Raw genomic sequence first — 22,342 nt, 5'->3', positions numbered from 1 at the left:
GAAAGCTGACGCGGTATCAGACCACGACTCGCTGCGCGGCAACGGCAGCTGTCAAGGCGTCGGCAAGGACCGGGCCGAGTACTTCGAGCGCGGCCGGTGTCATCATTTCGCCGTGCCGCACGGGAACGTCGATGTTGGTGATACGGCCGGCGACGTACGGCTGCCAGGTGGCAGCGGCGTCGGCAGCGTTCGGGTGATCGCGGGCAGCGCTGAAGAAGGTGACATCGCCGTCGAAACGGGCTGGCCGGTGATGGGCCATCGCCACGGCGGAGTCGAGCGCGCTACTCAGTAGCCGTCGGACCTGACCGGACTCGAGACCGCCGAGTTCCTCGACCTCGGTCTTAGCCTGGTCGAGGGTGACGCCGAACTGTCGTGCGGTGGCGGTGACATCGGCCCGAACGACGTCCGGATCTGTCTCTCGCACCGAGTCGACCAACGTCAACGATGCGACCTCGGCACCTGCAGCCTGCAGCTTGGCAGCGATCGCGTGCGCGATGACACCACCGAGCGACCAACCCATCAGCTGATAGGGCCCACGCGGTTGGATGCGCCGAATCTCGGTGACGTAGCGAGCCGCGAGCGCGTCGATCGAGGTGGTCGACGCACTGGCCTCGAGGATCGCGGGGGATTGCAAACCGTAGACCTGGTGGGTTCGTCCCACGTAGGGCACGAGGCCGGCGTATGCCCACGCGAGTCCGCTGATCGGGTGGATGCAGAACAGCGGCGGTCGATTCGACGGCTGACCCAATGGGACGACGACGCGCAGCATGGCTGCATCGTCGTCGGCACCCTGCCAGTCGCAGACGCGCGCAGCCAGATCGCCGACCGTGCGGTGGCTGAAGAACCACTGCAATGCAACCTCGGTCCCGAGGGCGCGGCTGAGCCGTCGGCGCGCCTGAGCGGCCAACAGCGAGTGCCCGCCGAGTTCGAAGAAGTCGTCGTCGAGACCGACCTGCTCGCGCTCGAGCAGTTCGGCGAAAACCGCTGCGACGGTTTGCTCTACGAGGGTCTGCGGTGCGCGATAGGGCGTCGTCTGCACACCCGGCGCCGGTAGAGCGTTGCGATCGAGTTTGCCGTGCGCGGTCAGTGGGAGTTCGTCGAGAATGACCGACGCCGACGGCACCATGTGCGGCGGGAGTTCACGTGCGAGCCGCGACCGAAGGCCCGACGCCTCGATGCTCGAACCTGCGGTCGGTACGACGTACCCGATCAGCTGAGCGCCCGAACGCTCGGTGTGGTGGGTGACGACGGCGACCTGCGCAATGTCGTTCAAACGCAGCAGGGTCTGTTCGATCTCGCCGAGTTCGATCCGGAACCCGTGCACCTTCACCTGGCAGTCCGATCGACCCACGTACTCCAGTTCTCCTGCGCTCGACCAGGATACGACGTCACCGGTCCGGTAGAGGCGGCTGCCGGCAGGGCCGTAGGGGTTTGCGACATAACGTTCCGCGGTCAGGAACGGGCGGCCGTAGTAGCCGCGCGCGAGTTGGCTACCGCCGAGGTAGAGCTCGCCCGCGACGCCTGCCGGAACGGGATTCAGCCGTGAGTCGAGGACGAACACCTGGGTGTTCCACTCCGGGGCACCGATCGGAACGGCGGTGTCGTCGGTGTCCGACACGATGTGCGAGGTGACCGATACCGCAGCTTCGGTCGGTCCGTACAGGTTGACGAGCGTCCCGTCGTTGCGCGCCCGAAAGCGTTGCGCGAGAGCGGCAGGCATCGTTTCGCCGATGACGAGGACGTTGCGCAGCGATGCGGGAAGTAGGCCGTCGGAGTCGATCAGCAACGCGTCGAGCATCGTGGGGACGGCGTGCAACACGGTGACGTGGTGACGGTCTATCACGGCGTTGACGTAGGACGGATCCCGTTGCATACCCCTGGCCGCAAGTACCATCCGCCCACCAGAGGTGGTGGCGGACCAGTACTCCCACACCGAAAGGTCGAAGGTGGCAGCGGTTTTGACGAGAATCGCATCGGAGGAGTCGAGTTCGTACTCCGCACGCTTCCACTGCAACTGGTTCACGATGGCACCGTGGGTGATCGCGACACCCTTGGGTCGGCCCGTCGACCCCGACGTGAACACCACGTAGGCAAGGGATTCCGGCGTCAAAGCGCCGATACGTTCGACGTCGAGGACAGGACCGTCGGCGTAGGTCGAGGTGTCGAGTTCTTCGAGGACGACCGTGCGAATCCCGGTCGGGGGAGCAAAGTCGTCGGCCGCGGTTGTGAGCACGCAGACCGGTTCGACGGTCGCGAGTTGGTAGTCGATCCGCTGGCGCGGCTGATCGGTTGCGAGTGGGACGTAGGCTCCACCGGCCTTTGTCACCGCATACATCGCGACGATCAATTCCTCGCCGCGGCCGAGTGCGAGGCCGACCGTCGACTCCGGACCGACACCGATCTCGATGAGGTATCTCGCGAGCCTGTTCACCTTGCGATCGAGTTCGGAGTAGGTGAGCGTTTCTGGCTGTGCGTCGACGGTATCCACCACCACTGCAACAGCATTCGGTGTTGCTGCGACCTGCGCGTCCAACAGCGTGACCAGTGTCGCCGACCGATCGGTCGCACGTTCGGTGCTGTTCCATTCGACCAGCGAGCGATGTCGTTCGGTGTCGTCCATCAGGTCGATGTGCCCGACCGGTGCGCCGGCGTCGGCCACCACGGCAGCGAGGATACGTCGGTAGCGTTCGCCGAACTCGACAACCGTGCTCTCGTCGAACAGGTCTGTCGCGTAGGAGAATTCGAGTTCGATGGAAGTTGGTTCGCCGGCCGCGTCGTGCAGGTCGGCGACGGTGAGTTGCAGGTCCGTCTTCGCGAGATGTGCATCGAGGTCGATCGGCGCGACCGCAAGACCGGGGAGTTCGACGCTCTTCACGGCGAAGTTCTGGAACGAGAAGCCGATCTGATAGAGCGGATTGCGGTTGGTGCTTCGTGGCGGCTTGAGTGCCTCGACGAGCCGTTCGAAAGGAACGTCGGCGTGGGCATAGGCCTGGAGATCGGTTTCTCGAACCCGTGCGAGCAGATCGTCGAAACTCTCACCCCCGTCGACTACGGTCCGCAGAACCAGGGTGTTGACGAACATGCCGATCAGCTCGTCGAGCGCTTCTTCGCCACGACCTGCGATGGGTGTGCCTACCGCAACGTCGTCGACGCCGGACATCCGCGCAAGCAGAACGGCGAATGCCGAATGCATGACCATGAAGAGGGTTGCGCCCGAACCCTTTGCGAGCGTGAGCAATTGCCGGTGGAGGCCGTCGTCCAACGAGAATCGAACGGCCGCGCCGCGGAAGGACTGCCGGGTGCCGCGCGGTCGATCGGACGGCAGGTCGAGCTGTTGCGGCAGGTCCGCGAGCGCCGACTTCCAGTACTCGATCTGGCGGGTGGTCAGCGAATCGGGATCGTCGTCTGCTCCGAGAGCATCTCGTTGCCAGAGCGCGTAGTCCGCGTACTGGATGCTCAGCGGCGTCCACTGCGGGGCCGTGTCCTGCGCCCGGAAGGCGTATGCGACCGCGAGGTCGTTCGCAAACGGGGCGATCGACGAGCCATCGGCTGCGATGTGATGCACGACGAATGCGGCGACGTGATCCGCACCGACGCGAAACACGTTGACCTGCAGCGGTATGTGCATGGACACGTCGAAGCTGTGCGCTGCGACCGCGAGCAACCGGGCTGTCAGTTCCGCTTCCGGAACGTCTTCGACCTCGATCGTCGGAACAGCCTCTGCCGCAGGCACTATGACCTGGTAGGGACCGGAGTCGTCACCTGGATAGTAGGTGCGGAGCGATTCGTGGCGCGCGACGACGTCGGCAACGGCAGCGCGGAAAGCCGCGATATCGAGTTGGCCGGTGATGCGCAACGCGATGGGTATGTTGTCGACCGCGGATGCTGTATCGAACTGGTTCAGGAACCAATACCGTTGCTGCGCATAGGAAAGTGGCAGTCGGTCGGGCCTCGTGCGGGCGGTCAGCTGTGGTGTCCCGCCGGACTTCAGCGGTGCGACCGCTGCTGCCATCGCCGTCACGGTCGGTGCTTCGAACAGCACACGTGCGGGAATGGAGGTGCCGAGCGCAGACCCCAGCCTCGTCGCAACCTGTGTCGCGTTGAGGGAGTTGCCACCGAGTTCGAAGAAGTCGTCGTCGCGCCCGACCCGATCACTCCCGAGTACCTGACCGAAGATCGTCGCGACAAGTTCCTCGAGCGGTGACTGCGGGGCGCGGTACCGGCGCTGCTCGAATGCCGGTCGCGGCAAGGCGGTTCGATCGAGTTTCCCGACCGGCGTCAGCGGAATGCTGTCCAGAACCACGATCGCTGCGGGGACCATATGGGCGGGAAGCGTGCGAGCGACGAAATCTGCCAACTTGGCGGGGTCGACTTCGGCGCCATCGGAGGCAAGTACGTACGACGCGAGAATTGTTGCGCCGACGGCACTGTCGGTCCGGTCCTGCTGTGCCCACGCGCGTGTGACGGCGAACTGCACACTGGGATGGGCGGTGAGTGCGGTATCGATCTCGCCGAGTTCGATCCGGAAGCCGCGCACCTTGACCTGATGGTCGTTGCGTCCGAGGTATTCGAGTTCGCCCGATTCGGTCTGCCGCACGATGTCGCCGGTGCGGTACAGGCGGTCGCCGGGGTCGCCGAACGGGTTGGCGACGAACCGTTGCGCGGTGAGTCCCGGTCGTGCGTGGTAACCGCGAGCGAGCTGAACCCCCGACAGGTACATCTCGCCCGCGACGCCGACCGGCACCGGATGCAGGCGCGCGTCGAGAACGCTTGCTCGCATCTCCCTGATGGCGGATCCGATCGTGATCGCCTCGCCGGGACGCAGCGGACTGCTGATGTTGCTCATGATCGTGGTCTCGGTGGGGCCGTACCCGTTGTGGAAGGCCCTTTGTGTTGCGTGTGCCGGTGTTGCCTGTGCCGGTGTTGCCTCCGCGCCGATCGGGACCGACCAGCGGGCGACGAGTTCGGGTGGGCACGCCTCGCCGCCTGCGATGACGACACGGAGGTCGTCCAGGCCTGTCGGATCCACCGACGCCAATGCCGCGGGCGTGACGAATGCGTGGGTCACTCGTTCACGACGGAGTAGGTCGGCGAGTTCGGTGCCGCCGTAGACGTCGGTGGGCACGATGATCATGGTCGCGCCGGCACCGACCGCGAGCAGAAGCTCCAACATCGAGGCGTCGAAGGACGGTGACGCGAAGTGCAGGGTTCGGTCGGCCGCCGTGACGCCGTACCGTTCGCGCTGCTCTTCGCAGAACGTCGCAAGCCCGGCCTGGGTGACGGTGACGCCTTTCGGCTTGCCGGTCGATCCCGAGGTGTAGATGACGTACGCGGGATGCTCGGCACGTAACGGCGCGAGCCGATCGCTGTAGGAGACGGCTTCCGCCGACACGGTTGCCAGTTCTGCTTCCAACGCTGGATCGTCGAGAACCAGCCAACCGACCCCGGCAGGCAGCGAGTCGAGGCTCGCCTCGACGGTCACGCCGACGCGGACGCGGGAATCTTCGACCATGTGCGCGACCCGCTCGGCGGGGTAGTTCGGGTCGACCGGTACGAACCCGGCACCCGACTTGGCCACGGCCCACACCGCGACCACGGATTCGATCGAACGGGGGATTCCGATCGCGACGAGGTTCTCGGGCCCGACTCCGCGCGCGATGAGGACACGGGCGACACGTGAAGACCAGCGATCGAGCTCGGCGTAGGAGAGGTCGCGTCCGGCCAGAGACAGCGCGATTGCTGCTGGGTCTATTTCGACAGCGGCTGCAAGCAGTTGCGGCAGGGTGACGGTCCGGGTGCGACCGCGACGGACGGGCCGCGGGCGACGTCCGCCTGCGGTCTCGCGCCGACGTGGTCCCTCTGTGGGAGGGGTTGGCGTGTGGTGCGCTGAGGCGGCCCCGGGTTCGAGCGTCATAGATGTCACTCCTGTCGCTGGCAAAATGTGTCGACCTATGTGTCGGGCATCGATCGACTACGTCGTCGTTGAACGTCGAGTGGCTTGTCTGAATATGGGCACAGATCTGGTCGTTGGGGAATTTACCTCATTTATGTCTTCGCTAAACCTCGCTTGTTTTCGAGGGCTCGATAATTGAAAAACTAAGGTTGCCTTACCAGTTCTGGGTAGTATTCGCGGTACGTTCCCGACAGCCGACTCGACGTGCGTGGCGCGACCAAATAGTTTGCAATGCAACAGTTCTCGAAGTGGTGCGGCGAACCTGCAATTGGATCCAGAGTCGGTTGGCCGGCCGATTGCCGAGGTTTGTCCACTTGATTACGGCAAGAAAAATTATCGGGGTTTTTATTGTTGCGTGTCTGCCGACTGTCCCGTAATGCAATTTCGTACATTGAAGGATTGGCGTGCAGTAACGCACGGTAACGCGTACCTGCGGTTTGTTTCTCTTGCTAATTGCGCACAGGCATGAGTCGAAGGTGGCCCAAAACCGAATCGTTTCCGCATCGATAGGTCGGATGTCCAACTATCACGCGGAGAGCGAAAACTGCCCGTTCAGCCGCGCGGCGGCGCGCTCGTAACGGTCTACGACGACCTCGATCAGTTTCGAATGCGAGCCGATCGGCTCGGTCATCGGCGTGCCTCGCAAGGCCGACTCCACGCGGTCGGTCAGCAGGCCGTGAGCCAGGAACCACGGTGCGACGACGATATGGCGCGCGCCCTTGTTTCGCAGCCGGTGCGCTGCTGCTGCCACGGACCGGTGATCCGAGGAGGTGGCGAAGCCGGTCTCGGCAGCCCACCGTGTGCCCGTCACGAGGTCACGGGCGAGCGCATCGGTTCGACGATTGGCGGCAGCCGACGACGACCCAACGGCCGCGACAACGACCCCGAGCTCCGCGTCGTCTTCGGTGAGGCCGGTGTCGAGCACGCGCTCGCGCAACGCCGACACCAGGCGTGGATCGGCACCGAGCACGTCCGCCTGCGTCAACCGCAGTTGCGGATGCCGCGAATGGGCAGCGGCAACGAGCGCGGGGAGATCGACTCGGGCATGAAACGCACTGCCGAGCAGCAACGGCACCACGACAGCGCCGGTGTGCCCGTCCGCGGCAACAGCGTCGATCGATCGGTCGACGGATGGCGCATTCAGATCGAGGAAGCACAGCCTGGCGTCGAGGTCCGGTCGTGTGGCCCGAAGCTGCGCGACGACCGCTGACATGGTCGCCGCAGATCGAGGATCACGGCTTCCGTGAGCGACGGCAATGAGCGGGACCGTCGCGTCGGACATCGCTTCTCGAACCGTCATCACTTAAACTTTGTCGCCGACCTCGACGGCGCTGAGCACATCACCGACGAGGCCCGCAGCGAGGGTGTTTCCTCCTGCCGGGTCGATCAGCAGGAAGCTTCCGGTGTGCCGGTTCACGCCGTAGTCGTCGGCTACGAGAGGCTCGGCGACCCGTATCGAGATCCGGCCGATGTCGTTGAGCTCCAAAGTCTCCGGGCTCGGCGCAGCAACGAGCTTCTGCTCGTCGAAGCGTTCGACCAGAGTGCCGACAATGGCCTGCGTCGTGCGCGTTCCGTGCTTGAGCAGCAGCCGAGCGCCGGGCCGAAGCGGCTTCTCGGCGAGCCAGCACACGGTCGCATCGAAATCGGCGAGCGGTTCCGGTACGTCGACGGGGGAGGCGATGGTGTCGCCACGTGATATGTCGACGTCGTCGGCGAGGACGAGGGTCACGCTGCGACCCGCCTGCGCGAGCGGCAGCTCACCGTCAGCGGTATCGATTCGCTCGACCGTCGTCCGAATGCCCGATGGCAGCACGACGACCTCGTCGCCGCGCGCAACCGTTCCTGCCGCAACCTGGCCTGCATAGCCGCGATAGTCGGGGTAGTCGGCGGTCCGCGGACGGATCACGTATTGCACGGGGAAACGCAGGCCGATCGAGTGGCGCCCGGCGCTGTCTGCATCGACGGGGACCGATTCGAGGTGCTCGATCAGCGAGGGACCGTCGTAGTACGGGGTGTTGCTCGAGCGCGACGCGATGTTGTCGCCGTGCAGCGCCGATACCGGAATTTCGGTGACGTCCTCGGTCGCCCAACCCAAGGTCGAGGTCAGCGAATTGAACTCCGACGAGATTTCGGCGAACACTGCCGCCGGATCGTCGACCAGATCGATTTTGTTCACTGCAAGAACAAGTTTCGGCACTCCGAGCAGCGCAAGTACCGCGGCGTGGCGACGGGTCTGTTCGATGACACCCTTACGCGCGTCGACGAGCAGAATGACAAGCTGCGCCGTCGACGCGCCGGAGACCGTGTTGCGGGTGTACTGCACGTGGCCCGGCGTATCCGCGAGGACGAACGACCGGGTCGGTGTTGCGAAGTAGCGGTAGGCAACATCGATGGTGATGCCCTGCTCGCGTTCCGCGCGGAGGCCGTCGACGAGCAGTGACAGGTCCGGCGTCGCGAGGCCCTTGTCGACCGATGCTCGGGTCACAGCATCGATCTGGTCTGCGAGAACCGATTTCGTGTCGTACAGCAGCCGCCCGACGAGGGTGGATTTGCCGTCGTCGACGCTGCCCGCGGTCGCAAGTCTCAAAAGGTCGCTCATGATCAGAAATAGCCCTCACGTTTGCGGTCTTCCATAGCGGCTTCCGACACTCGGTCGTCGCCGCGAGTAGCACCGCGCTCGGTCAAACGCGACGCAGCCACTTCGGCAAGAATCGCTTGGTTGTCGGTCGCGTCGGAAAGGATTGCGCCGGTGGACGATCCATCCCCGACGGTGCGGTAACGCACCGAAAGCGTTTCCAGCAGTTCGTTGTCGGCTGGACCGCCCCACGATCCTGGCGTCATCCACATGCCGTCGCGCTGGTACACCGGGCGCTGATGGGCGTAGTAGATGCTTGCGAGCGCGATGTCGTCGCGCGCGATGTAGCGCCAGATGTCGAGTTCGGTCCAGTTGCTCAACGGGAACACCCGCACGTGCTCACCGGGTGCATGCTTGCCGTTGTAGAGGTTCCACAGCTCGGGACGCTGACGCTTGGGGTCCCACTGCCCGAAACCGTTGCGCAGCGAGAAGATTCGCTCCTTCGCACGCGAGCGCTCCTCGTCACGGCGGCCACCTCCGAAGACCGCGTCGAAGCGGTGCTCGGCGATCGCATCCAGGAGCGGCACCGTCTGCAACGGGTTGCGGATCCCGTCGGGACGCTCGGTCAGGCGGCCGTCGGCGAGGTAGTCCTCGACCTTCGCGACGTGCAGACGCAAGCCGTACCGCTCGACGATCTCGTCGCGGAAGTCGAGCACCTCGGGCAGGTTGTGCCCGGTGTCGACGTGCAGCAGCGAGAACGGCAGTGGTGCCGGCCAGAATGCCTTCAATGCAAGGTGCAGCAGGACGGTGGAGTCCTTGCCGCCCGAGAACAGGATGACGGGACGCTCGAATTCGCCTGCGACCTCACGAAAAATGTGGATCGACTCGGATTCGAGTGCCGTCAAGGTGTCGTACTCGGGATTGGCGAGGGTACGAATTTGTGCGGTCATGATGCGTGAAGCCCACATTCGGTCTTGGCGAGGCCGGCCCAGCGGCCGCTTCGCGGATCGGCGCCCGGGGCGGGCTTAGCGGTGCACGGAGCGCATCCGATGGACGGATACCCTTCTTCGACAAGCGGATTGACGAGTATCCCGTGTGTCTCGATGTAGGTCTGCATCTCGTCGTCGTCCCACGCCGCGATCGGGTTGATCTTGACAAGACCGAAGGCGTCGTCGAAAGAAATCAAAGGGGCGTTGGCTCGCGTCGGCGCTTCGACACGACGGATACCGGTAACCCACGCGCTGTAGTTCTTCAGCGTGTTCTGCAGCGGAACGACCTTGCGCAACCGGCAGCATTCACCTGGCTCGCGCGCGAACAAGTCCTTGCCGAGCAGTCGATCCTGTTCGGCCACACTGTCTTTGGCCTGCGCGTTGATGACGTTGACGCCGTAGACGGCCTCGACCGCATCGCGGGTCCCGATGGTTTCCGCGAAGTGGTAGCCGGTCTCGAGGAACAGGACGTCGACGCCGGGGTGCACCTGCGTTGCCAGGTGCACGAGGACGCCGTCCTGCATGTTGGACGCGACGATGAAGTCGTCACCGAAATTGTCTTCGGTCCACTGCAGGAGCTCGAGTGCCGAGGCACCGTCGAGTTCGGCAGCGCCCCTGTCCACCAGCGCGCGCAAGTCTTTTTCCGCAAGCTTTGTACTCATCGGAGATCAGCCTCTTCAGCTCGTACGGCCCACTCCGCGAACCGCTCGCCTTCGTTGCGATGTTTGATGAAGTTTCGAACCACACGATCGATGAAGTCGCCCATTTCGAGTGAAGTCACCTTGTGCTGCCGTAGCTTTCGACCGAAGGCGCTGTCGAAGCCGAGGCTGCCCCCTAGGTGAACCTGGAAGCCCTCGACATGATTCCCGGTGCCGTCGTCGACAAGTTGACCCTTGAAACCGATATCCGCGATCTGGCTGCGGGCGCACGAGTTCGGGCAACCGTTGATGTTGATCGTCACCGGCACGTCGAGTTCGGTGTTGAGGTCGGCGAGGCGTTGCTCGAGTTCGGGCACCAAAACCTGTGAGCGCTTGCGGGTTTCGGCGAAGGAGAGCTTGCAGAACTCGATTCCGCTGCACGCCATCAGGTTCTGGCGCCACCGCGACGGCCGAGCAGGCAGGTCGATGGCATCGAGGTCGGTGAGCAACTGTTCGAGCTTGTCGTCGGCGACATCAAGGATGATCAGCTTCTGATACGGCGTGAAGCGGATTCGGTCCGAGCCGGCGCGCTCGGCGGCGTCTGCCACGGCGAGCAATCGAGTGCCGGACACCCGCCCTGCGATCGGCGCAACGCCGACCGAGTTGAGGCCGTTCTTGAGGCGCTGGATGCCGACGTGATCGATCGGCTGCTTAGGTGCTTCCGGCGCGGGGCCGTCGATGAGCTTGCGGTTCAGATATTCGGTCTCGAGCACTTCTCTGAACTTCTCGATGCCCCAGTCCTTGATCAGGAACTTCAAGCGGGCTTTCGCGCGGAGGCGGCGGTAGCCGTAGTCGCGGAACAGTCGGACAACGGCTTCCCAGACATCGGGTACTTCGTCGAGTGGGATCCACGCACCGACGCGCTGGGCCATCATCGGGTTGACCGACAGTCCGCCGCCGACCCACATGTCGAGTCCGGGTCCGTGCTCGGGATGCACGACACCGATGAACGCGACGTCGTTGATTTCGTGGACGACGTCCTGCTGTCCGGAGATGGCCGTCTTGAACTTGCGTGGCAGGTTGGACAGTTCCTTCCTGCCGATGAACCGACGCACGATCTCGTCGATCGCCGGAGTCGGGTCGAGCACCTCGGTGAGCGATTCGCCTGCGAGAGGGGAGCCGAGGACGACGCGGGGGCAGTCACCGCACGCCTGTGTGGTCTGCAGACCGACACTTTCGATCCGGCGCCAGATCTCGGGGACGTTCTCGATCTCGATCCAGTGGTACTGGACGTTTTCGCGATCGGACAGATCAGCGGTGTCGCGACCGAAGTCGACCGAAATCTGTCCGAGGGTGCGCAACTGCTCGACGTTCAGCGCGCCGGCATCGCAGCGGATCCGCATCATGAAGTACTTGGCTTCGAGCAGGTCGATGTTCTCGTCACCGGTCCAGGTGCCGTCGTAGCCCTGCTCGCGCTGGGTGTAGAGGCCCCACCAGCGCATGCGGCCGCGCAGGTCGCTCTTGTCGATGCTGTCGAACCCGTTCTTCGAGTAGATGTTCTCGATGCGGGCACGCACGTTGAGCGGGTGATCGTCCTTCTTGGCCTGCTCGTTGGCGTTCTGCGGCTCGCGGTAACCGAGTGCCCATTGAGCTTCGGCTTTGCGGCGGACCGGTCGGGCCGAGCGCTCACGGGGACTGGCAGGTGCTGCCGCGGCGCGAGGGCGGTCTGCCCGAACGCGGCGCTCGGACGCAGGCTTGTCCGGTCGGGTGTGATGCGCTGGTGCCGGCTTTTGGGTGTCGTCCGTCTCCGGGGCACTCGACGTCATAGATCGCTCCTGCAAATTCGAGGTCGCGTGGTGCGGTCAGGAGCGCGAGGGCTGGTCGCGCCTGTCAGAGAACCGCAGCCAGCGGAAAGTCTTGGATGAAACGAGTTTCTCGGGCTGGTCTAACGAGTGGTCGAGGCCAGACAACACGAGCTGCAGACACGCTTGAGATCGACGTGGCGACGCGCCACAAGTCGCACTCCGGGTCCAGTCATACGGCCATTCTGCCATGTCAGAACCTCGAAACCGACCATCGGCGGCACATTCCCCTCGAATTCGGGGGAAATGCCACGTCAGTACCCCGCACGCGCGGCGGAGGTGGTGCCTGCATGGTGCCGACGAGAGCCTGCAGCAGACGCGCGGCGTCCGCAAGGTCGAACTGCGGCGACAATAGGGGAGTGACGACTACACCGACCATCGGCCTCGAGCTGCCAGCGGCAGCTATCGCGGGTGTCGGCTCACGCCCGTTCGGCGTGTACGTCCACGTGCCGTTCTGTGCGACGCGCTGCGGCTACTGCGACTTCAACACTTACACCGCAGGCGAACTCGGCACTTCGGCCTCGCCAGCGAGTTGGCTAGAGGGGTTGCGCCGCGAACTCGACCTCGCAGCCGAAACGCTCGGGTCCGCTCCCGCTGTCGACACGGTTTTCGTTGGCGGTGGCACCCCGTCGCTGTTGGGTGCCACCGGATTGGCCGACGTACTCGACGCGGTTCGAGGCGCGTTCGGGCTCGCTGCGGACGCGGAAGTGACGACGGAATCCAATCCTGAGTCGACGTCGCAGACGTTCTTCGCCGGAATACGTGATGTTGGTTACACCCGGCTTTCCCTCGGTATGCAGTCCGCCGCGCAACATGTGCTCGCCGTGCTCGACCGCACGCACACCCCGGGCCGCGCGGTCGCCGCGGTCGGCGAAGCGAAAGCCGCCGGGTTCGAGCACGTCAACCTCGACCTCATCTACGGGACGCCAGGCGAACGACCGCAGGATCTGGACGCATCCCTCGACGCGGTCCTGTCCGCAGGCGTCGACCACGTCTCCGCCTACGCGCTGATCGTCGAAGACGGCACCGCGTTGGCGCGCAAGGTTCGTCGCGGCGAGCTACCGATGCCCGACGACGACGTCTTCGCGCAGCGCTACGAGCGCATCGATGCGGTGCTCTCGGCGGCGGGTCTCGAGTGGTACGAGGTGTCGAACTGGGCGGCGAACGATGCAGCCCGCTGCCGGCACAACCTCGGCTACTGGGACGGCGGCGATTGGTGGGGGGCCGGACCCGGCGCGCACAGCCACGTCGGCGGAGTGCGGTGGTGGAACGTGAAGCATCCGGCCCGCTACGCCGATTCGCTTGCGACAGGGACCCTTCCGGTCGGCGGCGTCGAGCAACTGACCGACGAGGAAAGCCACATGGAACGCGTGATGCTCACGACGCGGCTGCGTTCGGGTCTGCCACTCGATGTGCTCGACGCCGACGAGCGTCGTGCGGCGGAGGTCGTCGTCGCAGACGGACTGCTGACCCAGGTGGACGACACGTTCGTCCTCACCGACCGTGGTCGGCTGCTCGCGGACGGTGTGATCAGGTCGATATTGAGCTGAGGGCGCTCCGCGCCTCGTGAGTCTTTTCGGTGGTCCCGCCAGCCGAAAGTGCGCACGACCCCGAAGGCCCTAAGCTGGAACAACTACGTGTGGAGGTGGAATCGATGTCAGGTACAGAGGACAGGCGTTTCGAAGTCCTTCGCGCGATCGTCGCCGACTACGTCGCAACGAAGGAGCCCGTCGGGTCGAAGGTGCTCGTCGAGCGACACAACCTCGGCGTCTCGAGCGCGACCGTCCGCAACGACATGGCTGTGCTGGAAGCCGAGGGCTACATCACGCAGCCGCACACCAGTTCCGGCCGGGTGCCGACCGACAAGGGTTATCGCCAGTTCGTCGACCGGATTTCCGAGATCAAGCCGCTTTCGTCGGTCGAGCGTCGCGCGATCCTCGAATTCCTCGAGTCCGGCGTCGACCTCGACGATGTCCTTCGGCGCGGCGTTCGCCTGCTCGCCCAGCTGACCAGGCAGGTCGCGGTCGTGCAGTACCCGTCGCTGTCGGCGTCGTCGGTCCGCCACCTCGAGGTCGTCGCGTTGACGCCCGCAAAGCTGCTGCTGGTCCTGATCACCGACAGCGGTCGCGTCGATCAGCGCATCGTCGAACTCGGCGACGTGATCAACGACGTCGAACTGTCCGAACTGCGTGCGCTGCTCGGTGCCGCACTCGAAGGCAAGCGACTTGCCGCGGCGTCCAGTGCGGTCGCCGAACTCGCCGAAAACGCGCCACCGAACCTGCGCAACGTCGTCGTACGCGCCGCGACCGTCCTTGTCGAAACCCTCGTCGAGCACCAGGACGAGCGGCTGGTTCTCGGCGGTACCGCCAACCTGACCCGCAACGCTGCCGACTTCAGCGGCGTCAACGGGTTCCCCGGTTCGCTGCGAGCTGTGCTGGAAGCCCTCGAAGAGCAGGTCGTCGTGTTGAAGATCATTGCGGCGACGCATCAGCCGGGCACGATCACGGTTCAGATCGGCGAAGAAACCCAGGTCGAGCAGATGCGTGGCACGTCGGTGGTATCCACCGGGTACGGCGCGCAAGGTACGGTTCTCGGCGGTATGGGGGTACTCGGACCCACACGCATGGACTATCCGGGAACAATCGCAAAGGTTTCCGCCGTTGCCAGGTACATCGGAGAGGTACTGGCAGAGCGTTAGGTCCAGGCGACGCACATTTCGAACATTTGACAGGACGAGAGATTCAACGTGGCACGCGACTACTACGAAACACTCGGCGTCGGTAAGGACGCAAGCGATCAGGAGCTCAAGCGGGCCTACCGCAAGCTCGCGCGCGAGTTGCACCCCGACGTCAACCCGGACGAGTCGGCGCAGGCCAGGTTCCGCGACATTTCGACCGCGTACGAGGTGCTGACCGATCCGGAGAAGCGTCGCGTCGTCGACCTCGGTGGCGATCCGATGGAAAGCGGCGGCGGTGGCGGGGGCTTCGGGAACGCGGGCTTCGGCGGCGGTCTCGGCGACGTGTTCGAGGCATTTTTCGGCGGCGGCGCCCAAGGCGGTGGCCAGCGCCGACCACGAGGCCGCGTCCAGCCGGGTGCCGCATCTCTGCTGCGTACGCGACTCACCCTCGAAGAGTGCGCGACCGGCGTCACCAAGCACATCACCGTCGAAACGGCGATCCTGTGCGACGTGTGTACCGGGTCGGGCACAAACGGAAATTCGAAGCCGGTCCGCTGCGACACCTGCGGTGGCGCAGGCGAGGTGCAGAGCATCCAGCGGTCGTTCCTCGGCCAGGTCATGACCTCACGCCAGTGCCCGACCTGCCGTGGTGCAGGCGAAGTCATCCCCGACCCCTGCCGCAAATGTGGCGGCGACGGACGGGTTCGCGCCCGCCGCGAAATCACCGCCCGCATCCCGGCCGGAGTCGCGAACGGCATGCGCGTTCGACTCGCGTCCCAGGGCGAGGTCGGTCCGGGCGGCGGTCCCGCCGGAGACCTGCACGTCGAGGTCGTCGAACAGCAGCACGACGTGTTCGTCCGAGACGGCGACGATCTGCATTGCTCGATTCGGATACCGATGGTCGACGCTGCGCTCGGCACGTCCGTGTCGGTCGACACCATTCTCGGCGGTCCTACCGAGATCACGATCGACGCGGGAACCCAGCCTGGCTCGGTCAAGACTTTGCGTGGTCACGGCATGCCGAAGCTGCGATCCGGCATTCGCGGCGATCTGCACGCGCACCTCGAGGTCGTGGTGCCGACGAAGCTCGATACGAAGCAGACCGACCTACTGCGCGACTACAAGGGCTTGCGTGATCGCGAGCGCGCCGAGGTCGTCTCGTCGCAGACGGCGGCACCGGGTGGCTTGTTCTCCAGGTTGCGGTCCACCTTCAGCGGTCGCTGATCGAGAAGACGCTGTGGCCGCCACAGTCTTCTACCTCGATCCGCTACCTGACGTCGGCGTTATCGCCGTTCTCGACGGCGACGAGGGACACCACGCCGCAACCGTGCGGCGGATCAAGGTCGGCGAACGGCTGACGCTTTCCGATGGGCGCGGCGGCACCGCGGAGACGGAAGTTGTTGCGGCTCAGCGTGATCGGCTGGATTTGGCGGTACGTACGCGTTCGGAGGGGCAACGACCGAAACCGTACGTGACGCTTGTGCAGGCGCTACCGAAGTCCGAGCGTTCCGAACTTGCCGTCGAGCTTGCGACCGAAGCCGGGATCGACGCGATCGTGCCGTGGCAGGCGTCCCGATGTGTCGCGCGGTGGGAGGGGATGAAGGCCGGCAAAGGTGTCGCGAAGTGGCGAGCGACCGCACTGTCCGCGGCCAGGCAGTCCCGGCGACTGTTCGTCCCGCCGGTCAGCGAGTTGTCGAGCACCGCCGCTGTCGAAAAGTTGATCGACGACGTTGTCCGCCGCGGCGGAATGGCTGTGCTGCTGCACGAATCGGCCGCTGCACCGTTTGCGTCGCTCACCCTTGCGGTCGACGAAGTCGTGCTTGTCGTCGGTCCCGAAGGTGGACTGGACGATCGTGAATTGGATCGGTTCACAGCCGCGGGTGCGGTGACAGCGTTGCTCGGTCCGACAGTGCTGCGGACCTCGACCGCCGCTGCCGTCGCGCTGGGCGCGCTCGGCGCGTTGACGTCGCGGTGGGATTCAGCGCCCCTGCAATAGGCTCGTCTGTAGCCACTGCCCTTGCCCAGTTAGGACCCACATGACGTCGCTACCGTCCGTCGCAGTCACAGGTTCGACAGGATTCGTCGGCAACGCGGTTGCTCGCAGCCTCGCCGATGCTGGTGTCGCTCAACGATTGTTGGTCCGTTCGGTTGCGAAGGCTCCGCAGCTGCCCGGTGCGACAGTTCTGCCGTTCTCCTATGCGGACCGCGTCGCTGCCACAAAGGCACTCGAAGGAGTGCAGACGTTGTTCATGATCTCGGCGTCGGAAAGTGCCGACCGGATCGACGAACACCGCACATTTGTCGACTCCGCCGTCGCCGCAGGCGTCCAACACGTCGTCTACACCTCGTTCGTCGGCGCGGCGCCCGACGCGACCTTCACACTCGCTCGCGATCACTACGCGACCGAGACCTACATCAAGGAGAAGGGACTCGGGTTCACGTTCTTGCGTGACAACTTCTACCTCGACTTCATGAGTGCAATGGTCGGCGACGACGGCGTCATTCGCGGGCCCGCGGCCGACGGTAGGGCAGCGATCGTGGCCCGGGCCGACGTCGCGCGGGTCGCCGCGGCAGTCGTTCTCGCACCTGAGCGGCACAAAGACGTGACCTACAACCTGACCGGACCCGAGGCGCTGACGATGACCGAGATCGCAGCGGTGCTCGCTGCTGCGCGCCGGTCGCCCGTGACCTTCCACAACGAATCGATTCCCGAGGCCTACGAGTCCCGCAAGCGGTGGCCTGCACCGGATTGGCAGTACGACGCCTGGGTGTCGACCTATACGTCGATCGCGTCCGGCGCGATGGCCGCGATCAGCGCCGACGTCGAGACCGTCACGGGTAGGCCTCCGATGTCGTTGGAACAGTTCCTCGCTGCGACCCGTTCGCCTGGCGAATAACTCACGGGATCATCTCCTTCGATTGGCCTAGACTCGAGGTAGATGCCATGAACCCGAAAGAAGGCTTCACCCTTTGACCGCACAAAACGATATCGGCGGGTCCTCGTCGAGCCGAACCTCGGCTGGTCCCGCTGCGCGAACGGTTCGCTCCGGAATCGAACTCGCACCCGAATCGGTCTTCGGTTTCCTCGGATCTGCCGACGCCAATTTGCGGCAACTCGAAAAGCTGCTCGCCGCCGACATCCACGTGCGTGGCAACGCGGTCACGCTTACAGGTACCGCACCGGACGTCGCGCTGGCCGAGCGGGTGATCGAGCAGCTCGTGTCGATGGTCGGGCGCGGCCAGTCGATCTCGCCGGAGACCGTGCGGCACACGTATTCGATGCTTACACAAGGTGTTTCGGAGTCGCCCGCCGAGGTGCTCAGCCTCGACATTCTGTCCAGGCGCGGCAAGACGATCCGACCGAAGACGCTCAACCAGATGCGCTACGTCGATGCGATCGATGCCAACACCGTGGTGTTCGGTATCGGACCCGCCGGTACGGGCAAGACGTACCTCGCGATGGCGAAGGCCGTCCAGGCGCTGCAGACCAAACAGGTGACGCGAATCATCCTGACCCGGCCAGCCGTCGAGGCGGGGGAGCGGCTCGGCTTTCTGCCTGGCACGTTGAACGAGAAGATCGACCCGTATCTGCGTCCGCTCTACGACGCGTTGCACGACATGATGGATCCCGAGGCAATCCCCAAACTGATGGCCGCCGGTGTCATCGAAGTCGCGCCGCTGGCCTACATGCGTGGCCGCACGCTCAACGATGCCTTCATCATCTTGGACGAGGCACAGAACACCACTGCCGAGCAGATGAAAATGTTCCTGACCAGGCTCGGGTTCGGTTCGAAGATCGTTGTGACCGGCGACGTGACGCAGGTCGACCTGCCCGGTGGCAATCGGTCCGGTCTGCGTGCCGCGGCCGAGATTCTCACCGAGATCGACGACATTCATTTCGCCGAGCTCAACAGCAGCGACGTCGTGCGGCATCGTCTTGTCGCCGACATCGTCGACGCGTACGAGCGGTTCGAAGCAGACGGCGAGCGAGCGGCGCTCGGCAATCGTGCGCAGCGGCGCTCGGCGCAACCGCGCTCTGCTCGGCGTTGATGCGTCGAACTCCTCCCGCCTGGCCCGTTAGGGTTGTCGGATGAGCATCGAGGTCGCCAACGAGTCGGGAATGGACGTTTCCGAAGAAGACTTGATCGCGGTCGCGCGTTTCGCGATCGCACGGATGGACGTCCATCCAGCGGCCGAGCTGTCGATGGTCCTCGTCGACCTGGACACGATGGCCGACCTGCACATGCGCTGGATGGACCTGCCCGGTCCGACGGACGTCATGTCCTTCCCGATGGACGAACTCGAGCCGGGTGGTCGGCCGGACAGCCCGATGCCGGGTCCGTCGATGTTGGGCGACATCGTGTTGTGCCCGGCCTTCGCCGCCACGCAGGCGAAGAAGGCGGGACATTCGCTGGCACACGAGCTCGCGTTGTTGACCGTGCACGGCGTCCTGCATCTCCTCGGCTTCGATCATGCGGAACCTGAAGAGGAGAAGGAGATGTTCGGCCTGCAGAACAACCTCCTCGCAGAGTGGTACGAGAGCATCCGCAAGGCCGAACGGGAGGCCGCACTCGCCGAACGCGATCGGCGTCTGCTCGGCAAGGCGGGCTTCTTCGATGCCTAGGCTTGGGCGTGGCCTGTGACCGGGCCGATAGGCCTGCTGGTACTGGCAATCGTTCTGGTTCCTGCGGGTGGACTTTTCGCTGCTGTCGATTCGGCGTTGAACACCATCTCGCCCGCACGTGTCGACGACATCGCGCGGGCGGGCAGGCCGGGTGCGACGATGCTGATCCGGATCGTCTCCGATCGCCCGCGCTACATCAACCTGATGGTGCTGCTTCGCATTCTGTGCGAGATCACGTCGACGGTCGTACTGGCGGGCGCGCTGATCGAAATCATCGGTCCGGGATGGGCGTTGGTTGTGAGCGCTGTCGTCATGGTGCTCGTTTCCTACGTCGTCATCGGTGTCGGTCCACGTACGCTCGGCCGCCAGCACGCGTACACGATCTCGCTCGCGGCGGCTATTCCGTTGCATGCCATCGGTTTTCTACTTGGTCCGCTCAGCAGGTTGCTGATCCTGATCGGTAACGCGATCACGCCGGGTAAGGGTTTTCGCAACGGCCCGTTCGCATCCGAGATCGAACTGCGCGAAATCGTCGACATGGCGCAGGAACGCGGTGTGGTTGCAGACGACGAACGACGGATGATCCAGTCGGTCTTCGAACTCGGCGACACCGCCGCCCGCGCGGTTATGGTGCCGCGGACCGAGATGGTCTGGATCGAATCGGACAAGACACTGGGGCAGGCGATCTCGCTCGCGGTCAAGAGTGGCCATTCGAGGATTCCGGTCATCGGCGAGAACGTGGACGACGTGATCGGCGTCGTCTATCTGAAAGATCTTGTGCAACGCACGAATACGTCGTCCGGCCGGGATCGCGACCAACCGGTCGTCGATGTGATGCGCCCTGCGGTGTTCGTCCCGGACTCCAAACCTCTCGACACGATGCTCGCCGAGATGCAGCGTGACCGTAATCACATGGCTCTCCTCGTCGACGAATACGGCGGCATCGCCGGACTCGTGACCATCGAGGACGTCCTGGAGGAGATCGTCGGCGAGATCGCGGACGAGTACGACACCGACGAGACCGCACCGATCGAGGACCTCGGCAACGGGAAGTACCGCGTGTCTGCACGGTTGTCGATCGAGGACCTCGGCGACCTGTTCGGCCTCGAACTCGAAGACGACGACGTCGATACGGTCGGTGGTCTGATGGGACACGAGCTCGGCCGCGTACCGTTGCCTGGATCCAAGGTCGTCAGCAACGGATTGGTGCTTCGCGGTGAGGGCGGTGTCGACCAGCGCGGTCGCGTCCGCGTCCACACGATTCTGGTTCGACGCGCACCGGCGAAGAAGTCCAAAGAGGCAAAGGGCGCAACCGATAACGCGGAATCCACGGAGTCGACGGACTCGGTGGATGATGGGCGGGACGAGGGACGAGATGACTGACGAAGGCCGAACGGAACTGTCGCAAGAGGACGCGAAATTGGTTGTGCTCGCTCGCGGTGCGATGGCGCGAACAGGACGCGGCCACGGTGCCGCAGTTCGCGACACCGACGGGCGGACCTACGCGGCGGGGGACGTGAAGCTCACAACGCTCACGTTGTCGGCGCTGCAATCCGCTGTCGCCGCAGCCATTTCCAGCGCAGCAGAAGGTTTCGAGGCCGCGGTCGTCGTCGGTGCCGATACGTCGGATCCCGGTGTCGACGCGGTACGCGAGCTGTCGCCGAGCGCAGTTGTCATCGTCGCGTCGTCGAGCGGGTCGGTTCTGGAGGTGTCCGGTGTCTGAATTCCATTCCGGCTTCGTCTGTTTCGTCGGTCGGCCGAATACCGGCAAGTCGACGCTCACCAACGCGCTCGTGGGTCAGAAGATTGCGATCACGTCGTCACGTCCGCAGACCACGCGACACACCATTCGTGGCATCGTCCATCGCGAGCACGCCCAGTTGATTCTCGTCGACACTCCTGGTCTGCATCGGCCACGTACCCTGCTGGGTCAGCGACTGAACGACCTTGTGCGCGATACCTATTCCGAGGTCGACGTGATCGCGCTGTGTATCCCGGCGGACGAGAAGGTCGGGCCTGGCGACCGTTGGATCCTCGAGCAGATCCGGCACATGGCGCCGAAGACGACGGTTGTCGGCGTCGTCACCAAAATCGACAAGGTCGGCAAGCAGCAGATTACGGAACAACTTCTCGCGGTCTCGAAATTGCTCGGCCCGACGTGCGAAATTGTGCCCGTTTCGGCGACGAAGGGTGAGCAGGTCGAAGTCCTCGTCGATGTGTTGGCGTCGGTGATGCCGGAAGGTCCGGCGTTCTACCCGGACGGTGAGCTGACCGACGAGCCAGAAGAGACTCTGATGGCGGAGTTGATTCGCGAAGCTGCGTTGGAAGGTCTGGGTGACGAACTGCCGCACTCGCTTGCGGTTGTCATCGAAGAGGTCGTCGAACGCGAGGGTCGCACCGACATGCTCGATGTGCATGCTCTGCTGTACGTGGAGCGGTCGAGCCAGAAGGGCATCGTCATCGGAAAAGGTGGAGCGAGGCTCCGCGATGTGGGCACGGCTGCCCGTGCCCAGATCGAGAAACTACTTGGTACGAAGGTCTTTCTGGAGCTGCATGTCAAGGTCGCGAAGGATTGGCAACGCGACCCGAAACAGCTTGGCAGACTCGGCTTTTAGCTGAAACTGCCCAAACAGGTTCAGCGTCGGCGCAGTGCCGAAACGCAACTGGGGCAGAGGTCACGGTCGGAGACGATCCAACCCTTGGATTGTGCGCTCCGGATGGCGGAGGCGGCTGCCGAACGTGCCGGCGAATAGGTCCAACGCTCGCATCTGTCGCACCGAATTCCCCAGCTGAGGGACCCTGTGCTACTGCGCGCCGACTGCATTCCCATGTGCTTCTCCGTTGTTCGTAGCCCAGTCGACGGGCTGGTCAAATAGGAATGATGTGGTTCACACCACGCAAGAAGTGTGACACATTCGTGACCATTCCGATACCGCATCGAAGTAACAAAGTTTCGAGTTCGTTATGTGGGTATCCGGACAACGGGAAGGCAAACGAGCCTACGAACGAGCCGTCGAACGCAGC

At 64.4% G+C, this 22,342-nt stretch carries 16 protein-coding genes; 10 read left to right on the top strand and 6 right to left on the bottom strand.

The features are described 5' to 3' along the window. Window positions 1–16: 16 nt before the first annotated feature. The 6 genes from ACHIRB_RS07330 to ACHIRB_RS07305 form a co-directional block, all read right to left on the bottom strand. Window positions 17–5,914 (bottom strand): amino acid adenylation domain-containing protein, encoded by a 5,898-nt coding sequence (locus tag ACHIRB_RS07330; protein WP_395123654.1) that lies wholly within the window; start codon window positions 5,912–5,914, stop codon window positions 17–19. A gap of 565 nt (window positions 5,915–6,479) precedes the next feature. Beyond that, window positions 6,480–7,253 (bottom strand): sirohydrochlorin chelatase, encoded by a 774-nt coding sequence (locus ACHIRB_RS07325; protein WP_395117951.1) that lies wholly within the window; start codon window positions 7,251–7,253, stop codon window positions 6,480–6,482. Window positions 7,254–7,256: 3 nt separating this feature from the next. Continuing rightward, entirely contained in the window at window positions 7,257–8,552 is a 1,296-nt protein-coding gene (locus ACHIRB_RS07320) for a sulfate adenylyltransferase subunit 1 (protein ID WP_395123655.1), read from the bottom strand. 2 nt (window positions 8,553–8,554) lie between these two features. Then, window positions 8,555–9,496, bottom strand: coding sequence for a sulfate adenylyltransferase subunit CysD (gene cysD, locus ACHIRB_RS07315; RefSeq protein WP_199707715.1), 942 nt, complete (start codon window positions 9,494–9,496; stop codon window positions 8,555–8,557). After that, window positions 9,475–10,179 (bottom strand): phosphoadenylyl-sulfate reductase, encoded by a 705-nt coding sequence (locus ACHIRB_RS07310; protein ID WP_395117946.1) that lies wholly within the window; start codon window positions 10,177–10,179, stop codon window positions 9,475–9,477. Before ACHIRB_RS07310 ends, cysD begins: the two co-directional genes overlap by 22 nt. Continuing rightward, window positions 10,176–11,981, bottom strand: a complete 1,806-nt coding sequence (locus ACHIRB_RS07305) for a nitrite/sulfite reductase (RefSeq protein ID WP_395117944.1) — start codon at window positions 11,979–11,981, stop codon at window positions 10,176–10,178. Before ACHIRB_RS07305 ends, ACHIRB_RS07310 begins: the two co-directional genes overlap by 4 nt. A gap of 395 nt (window positions 11,982–12,376) precedes the next feature. Between ACHIRB_RS07305 and hemW the strand changes: the two genes are divergently transcribed. From hemW to era, 10 genes are all read left to right on the top strand, one after another. Then, on the top strand, window positions 12,377–13,567 hold the full coding sequence (hemW, locus tag ACHIRB_RS07300) for a radical SAM family heme chaperone HemW (RefSeq protein WP_395117942.1): 1,191 nt from the start codon (window positions 12,377–12,379) through the stop codon (window positions 13,565–13,567). A 104-nt stretch (window positions 13,568–13,671) separates the two neighbouring features. Further along, window positions 13,672–14,715, top strand: coding sequence for a heat-inducible transcriptional repressor HrcA (gene hrcA, locus ACHIRB_RS07295; RefSeq protein WP_199707711.1), 1,044 nt, complete (start codon window positions 13,672–13,674; stop codon window positions 14,713–14,715). Window positions 14,716–14,763: 48 nt separating this feature from the next. Continuing rightward, entirely contained in the window at window positions 14,764–15,918 is a 1,155-nt protein-coding gene (dnaJ, locus tag ACHIRB_RS07290; protein WP_395123656.1) for a molecular chaperone DnaJ, read from the top strand. A gap of 13 nt (window positions 15,919–15,931) precedes the next feature. Further along, window positions 15,932–16,690 carry a 16S rRNA (uracil(1498)-N(3))-methyltransferase gene (locus ACHIRB_RS07285; RefSeq protein ID WP_395118437.1) on the top strand — a complete coding sequence of 253 codons (759 nt, stop codon included), beginning with the start codon at window positions 15,932–15,934 and terminating at the stop codon, window positions 16,688–16,690. A 40-nt stretch (window positions 16,691–16,730) separates the two neighbouring features. Beyond that, window positions 16,731–17,591, top strand: a complete 861-nt coding sequence (locus ACHIRB_RS07280; protein ID WP_395123657.1) for an NmrA family NAD(P)-binding protein — start codon at window positions 16,731–16,733, stop codon at window positions 17,589–17,591. Between the two features lie 91 nt (window positions 17,592–17,682). Then, window positions 17,683–18,744: a PhoH family protein gene (locus ACHIRB_RS07275; RefSeq protein ID WP_395123742.1), complete on the top strand. Its 1,062-nt coding sequence runs from the start codon at window positions 17,683–17,685 to the stop codon at window positions 18,742–18,744. 40 nt (window positions 18,745–18,784) lie between these two features. Further along, entirely contained in the window at window positions 18,785–19,318 is a 534-nt protein-coding gene (ybeY, locus tag ACHIRB_RS07270; protein ID WP_199707701.1) for an rRNA maturation RNase YbeY, read from the top strand. A gap of 15 nt (window positions 19,319–19,333) precedes the next feature. After that, window positions 19,334–20,701 carry a hemolysin family protein gene (locus ACHIRB_RS07265; protein ID WP_395123658.1) on the top strand — a complete coding sequence of 456 codons (1,368 nt, stop codon included), beginning with the start codon at window positions 19,334–19,336 and terminating at the stop codon, window positions 20,699–20,701. Further along, window positions 20,694–21,041: a cytidine deaminase gene (locus tag ACHIRB_RS07260; protein WP_395118429.1), complete on the top strand. Its 348-nt coding sequence runs from the start codon at window positions 20,694–20,696 to the stop codon at window positions 21,039–21,041. Before ACHIRB_RS07265 ends, ACHIRB_RS07260 begins: the two co-directional genes overlap by 8 nt. Then, window positions 21,034–21,933 carry a GTPase Era gene (gene era, locus ACHIRB_RS07255; RefSeq protein ID WP_199707696.1) on the top strand — a complete coding sequence of 300 codons (900 nt, stop codon included), beginning with the start codon at window positions 21,034–21,036 and terminating at the stop codon, window positions 21,931–21,933. Before ACHIRB_RS07260 ends, era begins: the two co-directional genes overlap by 8 nt. Window positions 21,934–22,342: the final 409 nt, after the last annotated feature.

The sequence above is a fragment of the Antrihabitans spumae genome, assembly GCF_043944905.1.
Taxonomy (GTDB): domain Bacteria; phylum Actinomycetota; class Actinomycetes; order Mycobacteriales; family Mycobacteriaceae; genus Antrihabitans; species Antrihabitans spumae.
This window is presented reverse-complemented; position numbering and strand designations above follow the sequence as displayed.